This window comes from Elusimicrobiota bacterium, assembly GCA_016180815.1.
In the GTDB taxonomy this organism is placed as follows: Bacteria; Elusimicrobiota; Elusimicrobia; order JACQPE01; family JACQPE01; genus JACPAN01.
This window is the reverse complement of sequence record JACPAN010000013.1, coordinates 76,212-94,575: the sequence shown is the minus strand read 5'-3', so window position 1 is coordinate 94,575 and position 18,364 is coordinate 76,212. Positions and strand designations below refer to the sequence as shown.

Annotated in this window: 1 protein-coding gene; it reads right to left on the bottom strand. The window is 53.2% G+C overall.

Features of this window, described 5'->3' with window-relative positions; translation table 11 throughout:
• Window positions 1–91: 91 nt before the first annotated feature.
• Window positions 92–18,307 carry a hypothetical protein gene (locus HYT79_07025; protein MBI2070341.1) on the bottom strand — a complete coding sequence of 6,072 codons (18,216 nt, stop codon included), beginning with the start codon at window positions 18,305–18,307 and terminating at the stop codon, window positions 92–94.
• Window positions 18,308–18,364 lie beyond the last annotated feature (57 nt).

Sequence of the window (18,364 nt, the reverse complement as noted above, 5' to 3'; positions counted from 1 at the left end):
ACGTCACTTGAAGTAGCAGCTCTAAACGAAGCGGGAAAGGAATTTTTGGAAGTCGGTTCGCTAAAGGCCCTCGGCCTAAAGACGGGGGTTTTTATCTGAAGGATCTCAGGTAGTCCGGATCGAGCGGTTTCGAAGGGTCTTGGGTTGGTTTCTCGGAGGGATAGCCCCAAAGATTGTTAGGCGCGCTTTGGACGGCTTGGGCCAACGGTTTATCCTCATATCCCCAAAAATCCTTGTTGCCCGGCGCGGGCTTGCCGCCGATGGCGCCGATGGCTTCGGGATCGCCAAGCGCGGCCAGCTCGACGAGCCATTTTTGAGCGGCTCGCCTGATGATATCCAGAGTGTTCCCCTGCCGCCAAGCAGCCAATCTGGCGACAACCGCGCGGATGTCGAAAATATCCATGCGGCCGGCGATTTCCTCGCGTTGGACTTGCCAAGACGGCGGCGCTTCTTGAACAGGTTGAGCCGTAGGTTTCTCAACCGGAGGGACGGCTGCAATCCCATAGCCTTCCCATTGAACTATGTGAAGAGTCCCCTCGCGAACAAAAGCAAGGGATTTGCCTTCCGGTTGAAGGGCGATGAATTGGCCCGCGTGATCAAGACGGTGTTCAGGGTCAATGAAACGCACTTGAGCGATTGGATGGTCTGAAGCGCCAAAGGCGCTGTCGTTGAGCTGGTAAGCCTCTTGTTCTTTCAGCCACATGTAATTTCCTTGATCGGTTCTATAGCCCAGGGCCATTAGGCGGCGGGTGTCGTCTTTTGGTTCTTTCATAATTTTTATTTGGTTTGAGAACAAATCGGCGACATAGAGCCGGCCATCTCGATCGGATATAAAAATCTTTTGAATTGCGGGTATAGGCATGACGATCGCCGGCTCAATTTTTCCTCTTGGTTTTTTCCACGCTTTTAACCATGCTTGGTCAGACGTAAATGTTGGCTCAAGAACCATGATATCCGCCTTGTCCCCATCCCCCGTTAGAATAAAACTTTCGCCTTTCCAGTGTTTAATGGCATTGGCGGGCGCCGCTTTGGCAGGTAGGCTTATGCGATCCAAGGCGCCTCTTTCGACATCCCAGAGAGTGACCTTATCGTAGCCGTCAACCGTCGTGACCGCCGCCAAAATTTTGCCTTTGTCGTCATAGGCGAGGCCTTTGGTAAAACCGCCCCTTATGGTCGTAAGCCAACAAAAAGTCCGCTCTTCAAACGAAACAATATGGATCTGCGTTTTGTTAACCGAGGTGTCGTTAATGGCAAAAGCCAGTTTCCCGCCATCAGGAGAAAAAGCGATCTCTTGGATGGTTTGATCCGTTTTGATGCCACCGTCCACTAGAATGTCTCCGTTTCTTAAATTCGCGACCCAAAGCGCTTTGCCGTCGGTCCAGGCAGCCATGGGAGCATTTTGGGCATAGACAAGCTTGATGTCCTGATTCAAAGGAATTGAGTAATCCCATACCGAGCGGCCATGAAACGGCGTCCCTTCCTTAAGCCTGGCATTGTCGGCGAAAGTATGGGGGTTTTTTACCGCGACGAATGGTTCATGATCTTTTGGAACTGCTCCTGCGCCCGGTGCGGCATTAAAGTAGCCGTCGCTTTTATCGAAAGTGCGGGGAAATCTGACCGGCCAGTTTTCAAAAAGCGCGATTCCCAGGCCAACGGCCCCGAGCCCAAGGAATAACAAGAGACCCAAACCCGAACCCCCTCCCGTCGGAGCCATGCCCATGAGAAGAGGAGCCAACAGGGTGGCGCCCAAGGCGGCGATGGAAGAAGCTGTCCCGGCTGGGTCAAGCCATTGCAGCCAGGCGCGCCTGGGCTTAGGGATTGAGATTTCTTTAAATTCATCAACTGAAAGTAAAATAGAATCCCTTTTATCCTCAAAATTTAAAATCAAATGCGCCAACTGCGATGCGATGATCGTTTCGTTTTTAACTTTCATCATTATTTGGGGTCCCAAGGGAATTTCCGTTTTGAAAATCCGCCCGGACTCCAGTGTAATTTGGGCGATGTCTTTTTCCGCAACACCCCTTGCTTGGGCGTTCTCGCGGGTCGAGGCCAAGGCTTCTTCCGGTTGTCCCGTTACAATGCTGAGAATGGAATACCCGTCAAGAGAATAGCCAAGATGTTTTAAATGAACGGCCTCATTGTTATTGTCAAAGGTCAGCATGGGCTCAATATCATGGCCATCCGTCAAATCTTCGTAAAGCCTTGTCGGCAATTTGATGTAGGTTCTGCTCGAAAAGCCGTCATGCCGGACTTGATCCGGCATCCAGGCCCTTTGCTGTCCGAGTGAGTCCTGGATTCCGGCTTGCGCCGGAATGACAGAAATGGACCTGGCTTGAACCAGGGAAATTTCTTTCTTACCTTGATTTTCGGCTTGATAAACCCAATAGCGCAGGGTGGGCAGGTCCATTTTAATGGTTTCGCGTTTTTGCAAAGTTTCCTTGGAAACGGCAACGGCGCCGCGTCCCCGGCTCTTGAGCCGGGATAAAAAGTCCTCAACTTTATCCTGGGGCACGGAAACCAAAAAGCCTTGGTGCGCGTCATAACCCAGGGCCTGCGCGCCGACAGGCCCCAATACCTCTTTTTCAAAAGGCCCGTCCCCTTTTTGCGTGGGCGTAAAGAAAAACCTTAGGGCAAAAACCGCGTGATTTTTTTCACCATTTCCCCTACCCAACAAGGCCATCCCCGCCACCAATGCCGCCGCGCCAGCGGCCAGAATCAGTCCCCCAAAACCCAAACCGCCTTTGACCAAAACCATCGAACCCAACCCCGCCAATCCTGCAACGATCATGCTCCCCAAAAGCGCCATGCCCCTTTCCCCGTTCTCCCCGTCGTCATTCCCGCGAAAGCGGGAATCCAGACCTGAATTAAGTATGGTGCCCCCCGAATTCGAGACGGACCCCTCACCCGCGCCGGGCGCGGCCTCTCCCTCAAGGGGAGAGGCAAGAAGGAGCGGGTTTACCGCATGTTGACGTTCATGGAGCCTGTCAATGGCGGCCTTTAATTCCTCAGCCGTCATTTGAGATGGCTGCCTGTCTGACTCAACTTCATGGATGGCCGCCTGTAAATAAGGGTCGTCTTTTTCAGGGTCATAAGGTTCAATCGGATCCGCGCCAAGCTTGGCCAGAGCTTTGACGATTTTCTTTCTCATTTTTTTGGCTGCGGGATATTTCTCCATTAAGGCGGTCAAGACGCTGACGGTTTCCTCAAGAGGCAAGTCCCCGGCTTGCTCCTCCCATTGCTTGAGCATAGCCAGGACAAGGTCGCCGGTATCATCTTCGTATTTGGTGAGTTCCTTATCTAAGACGGCGTAAAGCAGTCGTCGGTAATTGGCTGGATCAAGTTCATGAAGCGCCTTCATGCCGTTCCACAGGGGCGACAAACTCATCATCTTGGGAGAAATCGCCATGAGGCCGGCGCCTAAAATGAATCCAAACAAGCCCAATGGGGCGAAAATCCAGAAAATCGAAGCTGCACTTATCGTCACAATCGAGGCTAAACCTGTTACAGCGCCGACGATGAGCGTTTCTCTTCTCCACTCATTTGCCTCATAAACATCGGACACGAATTTTTGGGCCTCCTGCCAAAGCTGCACTTGACGCGTTTGGGTGCCGCCGGTAAAATCCGAAAGCCTGACCAAGGCTGTTTGGGCGACAGACGCGGAATCCCGCCCCTGCTCTTCAGGAAGAATAAGCGTCCTGGAGAGGGTAGGGTGAGGGTTCACCGGCGCCAGGGCTGTGCTTGCGGCAGACGTCCCGGCGAGCAAAGTGTAATATTTTTGAGCCAATTCCTTGATCTTCGCTTCGCTTTTACTCAAGCTCAAAAATGGTGTTTTGGCCTCGGCCAAACGTTTTAATTTACGCATGGCGCGCGCTGATATCATCTGTTTGGCGACTCCCCAACCCATCGGGTTGCCAAAGTTCCAGTCGGTAACAATCGCGTTAAGTTTCTCAAGCGTAAGCAGAATTTCCCTTTTTTTACGGGCCCCAAGAAAGTTTTCTTGCCAAGAAGAAAATTTTTCTCTGGCCTCTCTGATCCGCGCCTCTCTCACTCTTTCTCCTTGGCGCTCATTCTCTTCCCTGGCGCGTTCCTCTTGCCGCCTTGTTTCTTGCGTGAACCTTGCCTCAAGCTCCCGATAGGGCAAAACGGCTTCGAACTGTTCAAAAAGTTCAACCGCCATTTTTTGGATTTCCTCTTTCCTGTCAGTTATCGCCCAAGCTCCATGAATTAAAAGATCCAGCCTGTCACGAAATTGAAAATCATCAACGACGGATAGAAATTCATGATGATTGGGCCAGGTTTCCAAATCATTTTTAATCGTTTGGAGGGCCTCGGCTAATCTGTCCACGGCTATTTCAGTTTTGACGACAACGACTGCTCCTCGAAAATTAGCGATGCGCTGAGGCGTTGGGCTTCCATCCGATAAACGAACAATGGCCCCAATCACTGCTCCAAGACCCAGCATAAGGGCCATTAAACCCATGCCCCAGGGCCGGCCTGCCGCTTCAGACAGGACTGCCGCAAACGGAACGACCGATGCCGTAACCGCAACAGCAGCCAGCGTCCCCAGCAGGGCCATGCCCCTGTCGCCACTTGGTTTTTTTAATCCTTCGATAACATCCGGGTCAAGCGGCATTCCCTTTTTTTTCGCGAGCGGCGCTATTGGAGGGGCTATCTCCTGTGGAATTTCCCCAGGTTTGTCATTGCGAGCCACGGGCGAAGCAATCTCAAGCGCTCCTGGGATTGCCACACCCGCCTTTGGCGGGCTCGCAATGACTGGAAGTAGCGGCCTGGGGTTCTGTATCTCCCCTGCCGGATCGGGGCCCGTTGGATTTGCTTGTTTTGGAATCTCAAGCCAGACAATGGCCCCCTTGCCCTTGTAAGCGTTTCGATCGGAACCGTATTTTATGGTTAAGCCCCGAGCCTTCAGGCCGGATGCCAATGCCTGGGCCTGCGGGTTCTCAGAGCTTAAAATTTGTTCCAGCTTTTCTTTTTCTTCTTTGCTGAAAGCTCTTTGGTCGCGGTAAAGAGCCATGCGCGAACGGGAACCATCGGCGTAGTAGTAGTAACTTAAGTCTTCATCCCCTAAAAAACCACCGGGGAGTGATTTAAAAAACGCCTCGGCCAGAGCCAAATCATCCCGTCTGGCGCGGCGTTCCTGCAAATCAGCGGCGAAGTTTGCGGGGATGGCCTCCCATCTAAAATTCCAACTGTAAACATCCATCTCGAAAGCGTTATCCTCCTCCATCCATTCTTCGTTGATCGGTCTTGAGGATTCCCTCAGGAGGGCTGAAGGATTGGCCGCATCGGCGGGAACCTCCCGGCCGGGCTGGACCGGGGCATTATCGTATGTGGGAGAACTGCCGATAGGGTTGTAACCCAAAAGTTTGGCCAGCTCCCGGCCAAATTCGCCTTTTGAATGAACCCACTTGGCCAACTGCCGTTGTTCCAAGGGAGTCATTTTAAGAATAGGCCTGAGCTCAGTGTAAACAGCCCGCGTAAATTCGTAGGCAAAATTCGCTCCGGGAGCGTACAACGCGTTATGGATGGCCCGTAAGATAGAAGTCGGGCGATCGAGTTCCTTAAGATTTAAGTGGTCGAATAGTTCGTTCAAAATCCTGATGCCTTGAGCTACTTGATTCGCTTGACGCAACATCAGGCCGGGCCAGCGGTTGATCAGCGTTACGACGCTCGTTACGGGGTATTGTTTATTTCGCAAATACTCGAGTTCTTCTTGAAGCGTTGGGATATCATTGACAAGCAACAACTCGTAACCGGTGTTAGCGCGAGTTTTCGTTTTAAGTTCGTCAAAGGGCGGCAGAAGAAAGGAAATGATGCTGCCAGGGGAGGAAGAGTCAACCGGTTGGCGGTATTTGGGAAAGGTTCGCTCGAGTGTTTCTTTGAAGCGCCAAATATCTTGCGCGAAGCTTGCGACTTCGATTTCGAGCTGCCAGAGCGTGCTCCCGTCATAATATTCGCCCGCCAAGCGCAATTGGGGACTCCAAGGATTTTTTGTCAAAAAATGTTCCCAGCCGGTTAATTCTGATTTGGTGATAACCGTTCCTAAAGCGAACAGTCCCAAGGCAATCAAAACAGGCCAGAATAGCGATGGGTTGCCGAAAATCATGGGCGAGGCAAGCGTAGCCGAAAGCCCCAAGACCCCAGCCGCAACCATACTGCCTAAGAGCGCAAAACCGCGCTGTTTTTTTTGAGTCCTCCGGGCGGCCGGCCCTACGGAAACCTCATCCTCGGATTTTAATTGGGCGGTGACGGGGCGGGCCTGCAGGATGATGATTTTTCCCTCCTCGATGGCAAATTCAATATCAAGGGGGTATCCAAAATAATCCTCAAGCGCCTTGGCCATTTCGGCTAATTTCCGGATTTGGAATTCGTCCAATGACGCCTTTGTTTGGTCGTTTCTAGCGACGCGGATTTCCGCTGTTCCTGCGGCCGAAGGAGCCGGCCCTATCTTGATTTTTTTTGTTGCGATTAAAGGCAATCGAGCCAATTCGCCGTTTGATTTTTTCACCACAAATTGGTCAGCCTGAACCCGGCCGGAGACGATTCCTTCCCCAAGCCCAAAAGCCGCATTGATCACGATTTCATCGGTTCCCGTCACGGGGTTGACGGTGAATACCACGCCTGCCGATTGCGGGTTGGCCATCTTTTGAATCAAAACGGCCGGGCGCACATCCCCTTCTTTGATACCGCGTCCCTGGCGGTACATCACGGAGCGCGTCAGCCAGAAGGACCCCCAGGTGGCAAGGATTTTTTCATACAGATCCTCCGGGTGGACATAAAGATGCGTCTCGGCCGCCCCCGCAAAAGCGGCTTCCTGCGTGTCTTCCTGGACGGCCGAGGAGCGCACGGCCAGGGGCCCGCCTCCCAACCCATGCGCTTGAATGCCCCGGAGAACTTGTTGGTAAAAGTAGGAAACTGGCCGATCTCTTTGAAACCCGAAAAGGTCCCGCATGAGCCGCGTTTGCGATTCCAATCTTTTTGTTTTAAGAGTCGAGTCCGGCATGGAAACAATGGCGTCAAGATCGGTTGATAACTTTTCGAACTCAGGCATCTTGCCGCTTGAGTCGAGATATTCGAGAAACGCTTGCGTGGTCAAAACGATGCCCTCGGGGACAGACCCGCCCATTTTTCGCACGACGCCCAATATAGCCCCCAATTTAGCGGCTTTGCCTCCAACCAGTTCGACATAATCGTCATCAACAAGGCCCAGGGGCAAAAGGGCGGGCGCGGCTTTGGCCAACTCGGCCTTTTTTCCAGCCGTTAGGTTGCGCTCGATGCCTGAAATCTCCGCCGCCTTGAGGCCGCGGCGCCTGGCGTTGGTGATTATCGAAGAGCCGGCCCCAGGGCGCTTTTCTAAAAGTTCCCGGCCGTCTCCGAGGGCGACAAGACCCTCTGTGCCATCCACCCAAACCCAGTCCCCTTCATGAATTTCAATGGTTTTGGTTTCAATCTTCTCGCCGATCCAAAGACCCGTTTGATTTTGCCTGGGGGCGGAGGGAGACAGGAGGCTGATCTCCAGATAGGACTTGCCGGAGGCTTCTTTCTTCCATTGCGCCTGGGGCAAAATAACGGCGGGCTTACCCATCTCCCGCGTAGTGATTCCGGCGTGACTCAACAACCCTCCGCCCGTGGTGATGACGGCGTCGGCCATTGTCATGGTTTCAAGATCATCGGGAGTGGTGTAGGCGGCGATCAAGACCTTGTGCCCGGCGGAGATCCCTTTGACAAAAGTCGCCTGGCCGCGCAGGGGACCCCCTCGTCCGGGCGAAGCGGCCAAGCCTCGCGCGGTGTCACGTAGAGTTTCTATTTGAGGCGCGGCTTTGAGTTGTTCTCTGACTAAATCAGTCTCGCGCCGGCCTGGCAATTCCGGGGACAAACTAAGTAAGGAATTCCCAAAATTCAACAGGCCTTTCTGGCGCATCAAGAGATCAAGCGTCTTAAAGTCCAGCGTTTCATGTTTTTCCATTGCCGGATCGTACGTTTGCGCGCGGGCGTAATAAAGCCGCCCTGTTTCCGGATCGCGCAAACCGTAGACCGTGAGCCACTGGCTGTCGGGAAATTTAATCTGCGCCCGTTCGGCCCTTAGACGGCCCACGGACCCGACGGGCACGAAAGAAAACTCATTCTCCGCCTGCCTGAGCGACGCCCCCATCAACAGCATTTCATTGTATTCACGCAAAGCATAATAAGCCAAGTCAGAAACGGGTTGGTAGGCATGCAGGCGGATAGGCTCTTTTAACTTGCTGATCCCGTTGAATTCTCCCCTGGCCAAGCCCTCTTCGACCGGCCTTGTGAAAAACTCGTCAATAACAGCCTGGCCAAAGAGGATATTGCCGGGGATGGCGGGTAAGCCGAGCCTGTCGAGTTCCGCATTAAGAACGTCCCTTAAATCGATCTTTTTCCCGAATAGAGAGCCTTTTTTAATAGTCACCTCTTGGTTGTCATTGCGGTTCTTAAGGTATTTCTCATAGCCTTGGACCAAAGAAAGATCCTGGCCGCCCCTCACGTAAAAAGGAAGATACCCTTCGGCCAAATAAATCCTGCCCATATCAGCCGCGATTTCCTTGGCGCGCTCAAGCCCGTAGGCCTTGCCGGCAGCCTGCAGGCCCCAATCCATATTCCCGGTGTAGTAAAGGGAGCGCAGAAATTTGGGAACCGTATTTTCGATTTGGGCTTTGCCGTTTAACCCGTGGTCCTTGTCTAAGGCGGCGTTCAAGTACATGCCGCCGTGGATTTCAGTGTGAAAGCCGAGTTCCTTTAAAACCGTTTCAACGTAAACCAGGCGAGACTGGTTGCCCTCGTCCATGCCCCCTTCGGCGTACCTGACCTCGACGGCGCCCCCTTCGTCCGGGTCAGCCGTCTTAAGGTAAATTTCCATAGTATGCGAGCCCAGGCTGCTATGAAACCAGATTTGATCGCCTTTAATAATCAGGTTCCCTCGGGCAGGGTTGGCCGTGTTATAAAGGGCCGGCAAAATTTTATTGAGCATCCCGTTTCTTATCCGGTCTCCTCGTGCTAAAGGCTCCGTGTCGAGGTTGGTGTACATTAATGATGTCCCTGGTCCGATGTTGATGTTTCCATGGGCTTTGGAGTTTATGGCCGCTCTACCTAGTTCGGCGAAGCTGCGAATATGAAGATAGTTGATCAGGCTGTGGATCGTCTCCACCTGGCTCAGGTTCTGACAAGCCTGGAGTTGCGTCACTTTTTTGGCCGTCTCAGGCGCCAGCGTATCTTCGCCCGACAAGCCCAGCCACAACGCCTTTAACTCTGTTTGCAGCGCCTCAAAGGTATGCCAGGCTTTAATTTTTCCTGAAAGTTTGACGTAGGCTCGGGTCATATCTGCCGCCTTTTCCAAAATCGCCTGAGCGGTTTTTTTCGTCAAGCCCATTTGCGAAGCGGAGGCCATCAGGCCTAAAGCGGCAAAATTGGCGGCGATCAGCGCGTCGAAAACCTCAAATTTTTCAAGAATGTCTTTTTTTTCGTTTGGTTTTTCATCGTCGGCCCTCACCCAGGCCACGATCGGCGATTCATTAACCACTGTCGCCTTAGTCTTTAATTGCGGGAGAATATAGGGCAGTTTGTATCTCCCGATTTCGACGTACTCGGACCATCTGGATAAAGGGACGTTGATCGTCTCGCGCTCTTTCTTTTTCTCAACGGTGGCGGGGCCGGCGATGAAATTCGAGAGGTTGGTTAAATTGGGACCGGTGGTTTCAACCACGCCCTCCTTGATGGCCAGCCCGGGGAGCCCCTTGCTGATTGAACTGATTAGTTTGAGCAACGCTTTTTTAGAATGTCCAGGCGTATGGACAAGACCGCCCTCCTGCCAAGCCTCATCGGGCAGAAGCGGTTTTTTTCGAGCCTTGTAGATTTCCTTCCCGCTTAACAAATCAAATATATGCCAAGTGCCGCCTTTTGTTTTGACGATAACTTTCGCTTCGTTCCTGGGCCACCATAATTGATCTTTAGCGTGCGGCAGGTTGATTATCGGGCCGGCTTTTTTGACATCTTCTGCGTTCATGAAGCTCAAATTAAATTCATTTTTGAATGGATTCAATCCGAGATTAACCGCTATTTGTTTGCCGTCTGGGCTAAACACGGGGACTTCAATGCTGGAAATGGAATAAAAGCCCTTTCCGGTGACGGCATCCGCTATATAATGGCTCGTTGGGTTCATCATTGTCATCATCTTGCTTCCGTCAGGGCTAAACCCGATAAATTTTCCGAACATCATCTGGACGGCTTTATCGGTTAACAAAATAGAAGTTTCTCCATCCGGGTAAAGAGCGACAAATTTTGTGCCTTCCGGGTTCGATTGAATCTCAGTAAGTTTGACGATCGTCCCTATGCCGTCATTCCAAAACAAATCCTTAGTGATGGGATCAAAAATTAACCCCGGGCCTTTTAGCGAGCCCGGTCTTGAGAGGCCATAAATCACGGAAACAGCCAAGATCAAACTTCCGGCAAAAAAGACCGTTAAAAGTCCCCCATCGCCCGCCGCCGGCGCCATGCCCAGCAGAATGGGCGCAACCGCTAGGAGAGCCGGCAACCCGAAAAAATTAAACACAGAACGCCGTTTTCTTGACTTAAGATTTTTTAAGGCCGCATGTTGCGTCACCGGATCGGTGTCTTGCGTCAGCGTTTGTAAAACATCATCGGGCGAGCGTATTTTATTCGCCAGCCACCGGCCCAACCGTTGTAAAAAGTTCCAGGCCAGCGCCATCCCCAGGACCCCTAATCCCAACCCTCCAAGGACTAACCATGAGGCGTTGCCGGAAGCGATTGAACCCACGGCCGCGTGGGCTGTGTTGGGGGCCAGAAAAAGAAGCCCCCCTCCCAGGGCGGCCAGCAAGGAAAAACCGGAGGGAACGAATGGGAGATCGTTTTTCTTGGGTTTAGGGGAGTTGGGGGAGAGGGTAGGGTGAGGGGGTTCTGGTGTCCCGGATTTATAAGGGCGGTGATCGTCTAAAAAATCCATCCGGCGCGGGCCATGAAGCCTGAGCGCCCAAGTCCAGTACGAAACCCAGCGTTTGGACCAATGGGAGCGAGTCAAGATATCTCTTTTAATAAGACCATCCATCTCAAAAGTATCCAAATGCAAAAGCGATTCAACGGCCAAATAATCCCTGGTCTTGTTTATCTCCTCTACGGCGCTTTCCATGCCTAAGTTTTCCGAAAAATTCAAGGAACCGATTATGGGATGTTCAGCGATGATAGTCTTGTAATGCGCCGGGCCATGGGATTGGGCCGGCAATTCCCCCCGCTCATTGTTTTGCGAGAACCGAATGTTGCCGGGGTCAACTTTTGGCGGCCTAGTCTGTTTATAGGCGTCAAAACCATTTGGGACGAAATCAATGGCCCAAGAGTGCCGGGGGTTTGACCTAAAATCTTCTTTTTTCCCGTCATTGCGAGCCCCGGGCGAAGCAATCTCAAAGCCGCTGGACATGTTGATTCCAGTTGGAGATTGCTTCGCTTCGCTCGCAATGACAGAATCACCCGGGGCAGACCCCTCAAACGTCAAGCGGTCCGGGTATTGGGCTGCGGCGCCTTCCACGTCGGCTTGGGTGATGGCGTGCATGAATTGTTTGCGGCCAAAAAGCATTTCAAGCTCCGGCATATCGCTGGCCAGGTAGCGCGAAAAAGCAGGCAGAATCCAGCGCGCGATTTTAAGCCGCACAGGCCCAAGTTGGCTGCGCACGTAATGCACGTGGCCCACTTCATCCACCAGAATTTGGCCGATGAGTTCCTCGATGCGCGCTAAGGACTCCGGTTGGTCTTTAAAGAGTTCTCGGGCCTTATCCCTCAATAGCCGGAAGGCTGCCACGCCCCCTACTTCCCCGCAAAAAATAAGGATATTGGCGATGGGTTTGGGCAAAAGGACAAGCAAGCGCACCAAAAAAGCGGTGACGGGATGCGGCGGGAGCATTTGCATTTCAATGCCGGTGACTTTGAGCGCGTCCCGTAAAATCCTCGTATGGTAAAACTCCTGGGCATTGATGCGCCCCAGGATATCGTTGGGGCCGTAGTTTGATGAATCGGCCCGCCCAAGCGCGTACTCTACCCCGTAGCGTTCCGAACGATTGACTTTTGCCATGGCCAGTGCCCAGAGCATGGCTTGATCAAGGCCCTTTTCGGGCCGGTGATTATTTTCATGACGCGTAAAATCAGCCTGGTTGACGATAGGGGCGCCCCGGCGGACAATGGGGTTGGCTTCCAGATTACGGAAAAATGTTTCGCGTTTGCTCAATACCGGGGCCAAGGGATTGCTCCAATCCGGTTGTTCGCCATCGCGCCGGCGCAGGTAGTCGAGGTAACGCTTCTCGAAGGCGGCTTTCTGCTCACGGGTCAAAGCATCAAAAACGCTTGCGGGGTATCCGGTCAGAACTTCCACAGATTTTTCATTGCGAGGACCCACAGGGTCCGTGGCAATCTCATATAAGGGGGACCCCTTCTTTGAGATTGCTTCGCCCGTGGCTCGCAATGACGGGCTCGGGGAAGTTGTGTATTCGGGATTCTTTTGCGGCGCTGGTAGCGATCTATACTTGGAACGAAGCCATTTGAAACCAACCGTCAGAGAGCCCAAGGCCGCAGCGCCGCCAAAAATTAGAGCTCCGGCTGCCGCCACACCCCCTCCCCCCGGCACCATCATGCCCAGGACAAAAAGGGCCAGACCGATGAGTCCGGTCGTAAGACCCAGCGCGGCCAGCAATGATCCCACCAAGGCAAACCCGCGTTGGCCGTTGCGGCCGCGCTCGGTCTGGGGGGGCCGGGACAAAACGACTTCGTTCGCATCGGCTTCGAGTTCTTGGGCGTCAATGTCAATGGTGACCCCGGCGGACCCCTCTACATGGATCCTTTGCTGAGCCGGAGGCAGGGCGGCAGGCAGTTCCCCTGCGCTCATGCGTCTCTCCAATTCTGCGAACCGGGCTTTAAGATTCTCAGGGGACTCTCGCTCAATCTCTTCCAAGGCTTCGATAAAATGGGGATTTTCGGTCAAAGCTTGGTCTTCGGCTAATGCTTTTTTGATTGAACTAGACTGCTTTTTATGGCCTGCCAGGACAAACAGCAATGACGCAAGTCCGACGGCAAAAACGGCTGGGATGGAAACAAAAATTGTGCCTATTGTTACAGCCATTGCCGCGTAGAAAATTTTGTCCCATCGTTTGTTGATAGCAGTCAATTTTTCATTATGTTCATTCGCAATCATCACCAGGTAGTCCAACGTTGCCTGATGGTTACGGTTGGCGGCAACCAGCGCGGTCGTGGTCTGGGCAGCCGGCGCCGGGGGCGCGGCCGCCTTTTCGGTCGTAGGCGCTAGGGCAGTATTGCGCGGCGATGTATCCAAGGTTTCAAGGCGCTCCATAAGCATTCGGGCCTGGGTTCTGACGGTTGCCTCAATCTCGGGATGAGTGGCTATGTCCAAAAGTTCCGTCTTTAATTCTTCGGCCCAGGGCCCGCCGAAGAATTCGGGGTTGGCGCTCATATGCGATTCAAGGAAACATATAAGATTGAGCAAGGTGCTGTCGCTAACTACACTCTTACTCGGTGTTTTAATGATGTTATTGATTCTGGTTTTGAGCGGCTCATTCAAGCGGTTAACGTTTTGACGCAACGCGCGAACACTTTTGATGAATCCTATCAGGAAGGAATCAAGACCGGGCAAATTCTTTGCTAGGGAGGGTTGGCGGGCTAGTGTCATTACGATATTGATCCGGGGGAGCCAATAGGCCTCATAAAGTCCGGCGGAATAATTATTGTGGGCATGGCCGGCCAAAACAGCATCCGACATGCTTTTCCAAGATTCTTCAGTCATTCTTATTTCCCGTTTCGCATAGATCGCTTGGAATAAATCGCGGAAGATTTCTTGTTCATGAGGCCGATCCCCCCAGCCGTATTTTTTATCCGTATAGAGTTCAAGCATGATTCGGGATAACCGGCTAATGCGTTCGCCATGGAGATCAAAATCAGGCCCAATAAGGACATTCGAAGAAGCGGGATTAAACGTCACTTGGATCAATTTATTCATCAAGCGGCGAATACCGGAGACATCGAGCTTTTGTGCCGCTTGAGCGATTGTTGCGGGGTAGGCGCCTTTGCTAAGAATGTCTAAAGCCTTCTCTTCCCACTCGGCGTAGCTGACCTCGGCCGGTTTTGGAGAACGCCTCCAAAAAGCCATGCCCAAAGCCCCAAGGCCCAACCCGGCCAAAGCCGCAAAGCCTCCCATCCCCTCGCCTCCCCCCGGCGCGGCCATGCCGAGGAGGAAAGGAACAGCGGCCAAAATCGCGGTCAAGGCAAGATTCCTAGGTTCTTGCTGTTTTTCGTCATTGCGAGCCTTGGGTGAAGCAATCTTAGAGTTATTGGAAGTGTTCGTGACAGCTTGAGATTGCTTCGTTTCACTCGCAATGACAGAAGCGGCAGATTCCCTTCCCATCAAACTGACGATCCCTCTAGTTAAGGCCGCGCCTGCGATGGGCAGGCCCAATTGAATGGCATGAGAGGCTAATGTGACCCCGGCGCCGGCAACCCCCAGAGCCGACACAGCAGCCATGGCGATCGAAGGCGCGACAACCAAGGACAGGGCGACCCCGACCGCTATCGGGATCAGCCGCCGCGGCGTTAATAGTGGGGCAAAAGCGGTTTTCAACGCCGCTTTAGCGCTGGGTTTGGCCATTATGTTGACGGCGGACGAGGCCACGGCTTTTTCCTCGGCCGCCAACTGGACTTTTTCCATGTTGGCTTTCAAGACTTCTTCGGTGACGCTCTCAAAACCCATTTTTTTGGCTTCGGCCATAAGATAGGGGTTTCTTCCGGCGGTCTGGGCATCGGCAAAAAGCTTGAATTCCTTATCGGCATTGGGGAAACGGTTGCCCAAAATGCGGCCCATGATTTGCGCGTAAAAAACTTGGGGCAGTTCGTGAGGGTCCAAAATAAACATGGACACTTTCTTGTAAAGCGCTTGACCCGGCAGGTCAATACCCCGGCCCGCCACGGGCGCTTCCAAAAGGAGAACCCGGGCCGTGCCTCTTTTTAAGGCTTCAATATTAAAACTCGCGGCAGCTTTTGGATTGTTTTTAAGCTCATATTTGCCGGATGCCCAAACCGCGATTTCAGCGGGTTTAAGCGACGGCGAAAGCAGTCTTCTCAAAACACGAATATCCCGTGTATTTTTTGCCGCGACAATGCTCAGGGATTGCGGATTGCGGGCGTTCTCGCGCACGGCCCGGGCTAAATTGGCGTATTTGGCGGAGGCCGTAGCGGCAAAATCAATAGGCGCTTCCTGCGCCGGCGTGGGTTTGCCTAATTCTTTAAATCCCAATCGCTTGAGCGTGCCTTCAATGGCTTGGGGCTTGGTTCCGGAAAAAGCCATAACCACCTTGGCCCTTTCCAAAACATCGGCCATATTGGAAACGGATTTGTGCTCGTAGGGTTTGGTGACATCCAAGTTATGTTTGAGTTCCAGGTAGCGGCGCGCTGGGATGTCCAGCGTCTCGCTCCAGGTTCCTGACTCTGTTTTGGGGATGATGCGTCCGGCTTTATTGTCCACGCGGTAGCGGCCGCCCAAAGAATCCAACGATAAAAAGGCTTCGGAGAAATTCTTGATTTCTTTTAAAGCATTAGGATTCTTGGCATAGTGCTCGGCGCCGCTTCTGATTTCTTTGGGCAATGAGGAGTCGCGGGCAACGGCCTTAAAACGTTCGGCAAATCGGCCGGCTTCAAGTTCAAGGCCGCGGTTTAATCCAATACCACCGTCATTGCGAGGCTCCGATGGAGCCGAAGCAATCTCATTAATGGGATTGCTTCGTCGCTTCGCTCCTCGCAATGACGAAGACAGCATCTCGGTGCGGTCTCTCATGGAACGAAGCAGGGTATAAACCGGGTTTTCCGCGATCTTGCCGGTCTTGTCGGCGTAAGTTTTTGGGATTGTTCCCGATGGCTTGCCGTGGCTGATGGCGGGCTCGGTAAAGGGCGCGTCCGCTTCATCCAAAAGCAGGGCGGATTTCTCAAGCGGCGTAGCGGCCCCGGCGCGTCCGCTTTTTTCCAGATTGGCGCGGCTGATAAGCTCGGCGTGCGTGGCGAATTCTAGATCGGAAGGCAACGCTCCGCCCCGGAACGCGGCCATTTCATTCCTCGCCTGAAGGTTAAGCTCGGGGGTCGGCGCCGAATAAATGATTTTTTCCGCTCCCCTTAAGCCGGCCATGGCCGAAACAACGGGATAAAGAGCGCCGCCCGCTAAAACGGTTTTGCCGCCGCCGGTGGCCAGTTTCAAATAAAGCCGGTGGACATCCTCGGAACTTTTGGCGTTGGCTATTTCGTTCATGGCCATATCGTACAGCTCTTGCTGGCCGGGGGTCAGTTTTTCGATGACCCGGCCTTCCCCATTGTTGACTTTGCCTGAGTCAAAAAGGGCCTTTAATTGTTCGTTGTAATGGTTGATCGCTCGAGCGACCTCCCCGGTTCCGGTTGTCCCGCCGGCCCTTTCGTCAACGGCTCTGGCCAGGCGGCTTCCAGCCTCATCCAAAGCAAGCACTTCTTTGCTCGCAGCAACCGGGGCGGCCTTGGCAAAACCACCGACTTTTCTTTCAATGGCGGCTGAAGCCTTCCCATAGACCTTGGCAAAAGCAGGCAGACCGATCATGGACGTAGCCAGTCCCCCGATATGCTGATACAGCGCTGAAACCGCGTACGGATTCTCCGGATTTTTCAAATACTCTTTGGCGGATGTGACGGTGGCCGCGCCTTCCAGGGCCATGGGGATGCCGACCATGGTGGACAGGACCCCTGTTTTAAAGGCCACATGAACGCCTCGCGCAGCAGCCATAGCCGCCCGGGCCGAACCTTCGGCCAGATGAACCCCACGGGCGGCTGCGGCTGCTGCGCCGGTTTCAACGGCAGGCATGGCCAGCATCAAGGGAGCTGATTCCAAAAGCATGCGGCCCGTGGCCGTCAACACCCCGGCTCCCATCCAAGCGTATTTGGCCGCTCCCTTTGCTTTTTCCGCGTATTTAAAATATTCGGAGGCGGCATGTTCCGAGGACCATTCCCCGTGAATGCCTGCGGTCAGAGCTTCCAATGTTTTTATTCCACGGTCGCCGAAAACCATGGCGTAGTATTTCCTTGGTCCGATCCACTTGATCCCACTTTTATGCGTTTCAATGGCCAAACCATCCACTTCCGCAGGGTCAAGGTATTCCCCGGCGGCCAAAAGAGCCCGCTCTCTGGAATCTTCGGTTTTGGTCAGTCCGCTGATGCCGACATCGGCCCAGGTCGCATAACCGGCCGCGTGAGCGCCGTCGGAAACGGCTTTTAAGCGTTTCGATAAATCTTTTTCACCGAAGTAACCGGCGAGGGCGCCGGCGGCTGCGGTCGCTCCTCCTGCGCCATGGTGCACAAGGCCGACCGTGCCCAACACCGCGCTTTTGCCGATATCGGTCACTTCGCGCAAAACCGGTATTTCTTCAAATTTTTTGGCGTACAGCGTGGCAAAGTCCGGCTCCTCATAAGCCGTGTAATTGGCTTTTGTTTCTTCGCCTGTTTCCTTCCAAATTTTGGCCACAGGATGACGCTTGAAGCTGGTGGCAATAACATCATGAACCGCCTTGGCTCCTAATCCGGGGCGGATTCTATGTCTCACCATCTCGCCTGAACCAAAATATTGTTCATCCAGAAAATTGGCCACAGGAATATAACCGTCTTTCTTTTTGATATAGGCTTTGACGATCAGGGCTGTTTCCGTTTTTCCCCTTATGTCCGTGGCTGCCAAGCGGCCGGAAAACAAAAAGGAACCGCGCGATACCTGGACTTCTTTATCCGTGACAATGGCATGAACATCGGCGCAGCCGGCCGGGTTTTCAGCCCAGGCATGGCGCTCCAGAAAATCAGCCACGGCGCTTTTGGTCTCGTTGCTCCAGACCGGAGCCGGCGAGAGAGTTCCCAGGGATTGGAAGGCCAGCTCCAAGCGCGCCGTGGCTATAGATCGGGGCACAAAGCATAAAGCTTGGACGTTTAAAGCGGTTTCCTTGGGCCCCGATGCCTCAAGAGCAGACCCCAATGCCTGGTAACATTCAAAACCTGGGGCGGTGAGCAAAATCGAGATGGCCAGCAGAATGCTGATAAAAGACTTCGGGGTCCAATGTTTGGTTTCTTTGAGAACCTTAATAGTGGGCGTGATTACAAAGCTAAAAAATTTTTTGGGGCTGATCGCCTTTTCCCGCTCGGATAAAAGGTAGAGGATGCTCAGATCAGTCTGCGGAACCTTGCGCTTTCCTCGACTATGTTTTTTCCCTTTCATGGTCGCTCTCTTAGCTTTAGTCTAAGGGAAACCGCGCAAGGGCCCTAGAGAACAAAG

Excerpts from the sequence above, each read along its gene's own strand:
- HYT79_07025 (MBI2070341.1), bottom strand. The coding sequence starts at position 18,307 with ATGAAAGGGAAAAAACATAGTCGAGGAAAGCGCAAGGTTCCGCAGACT.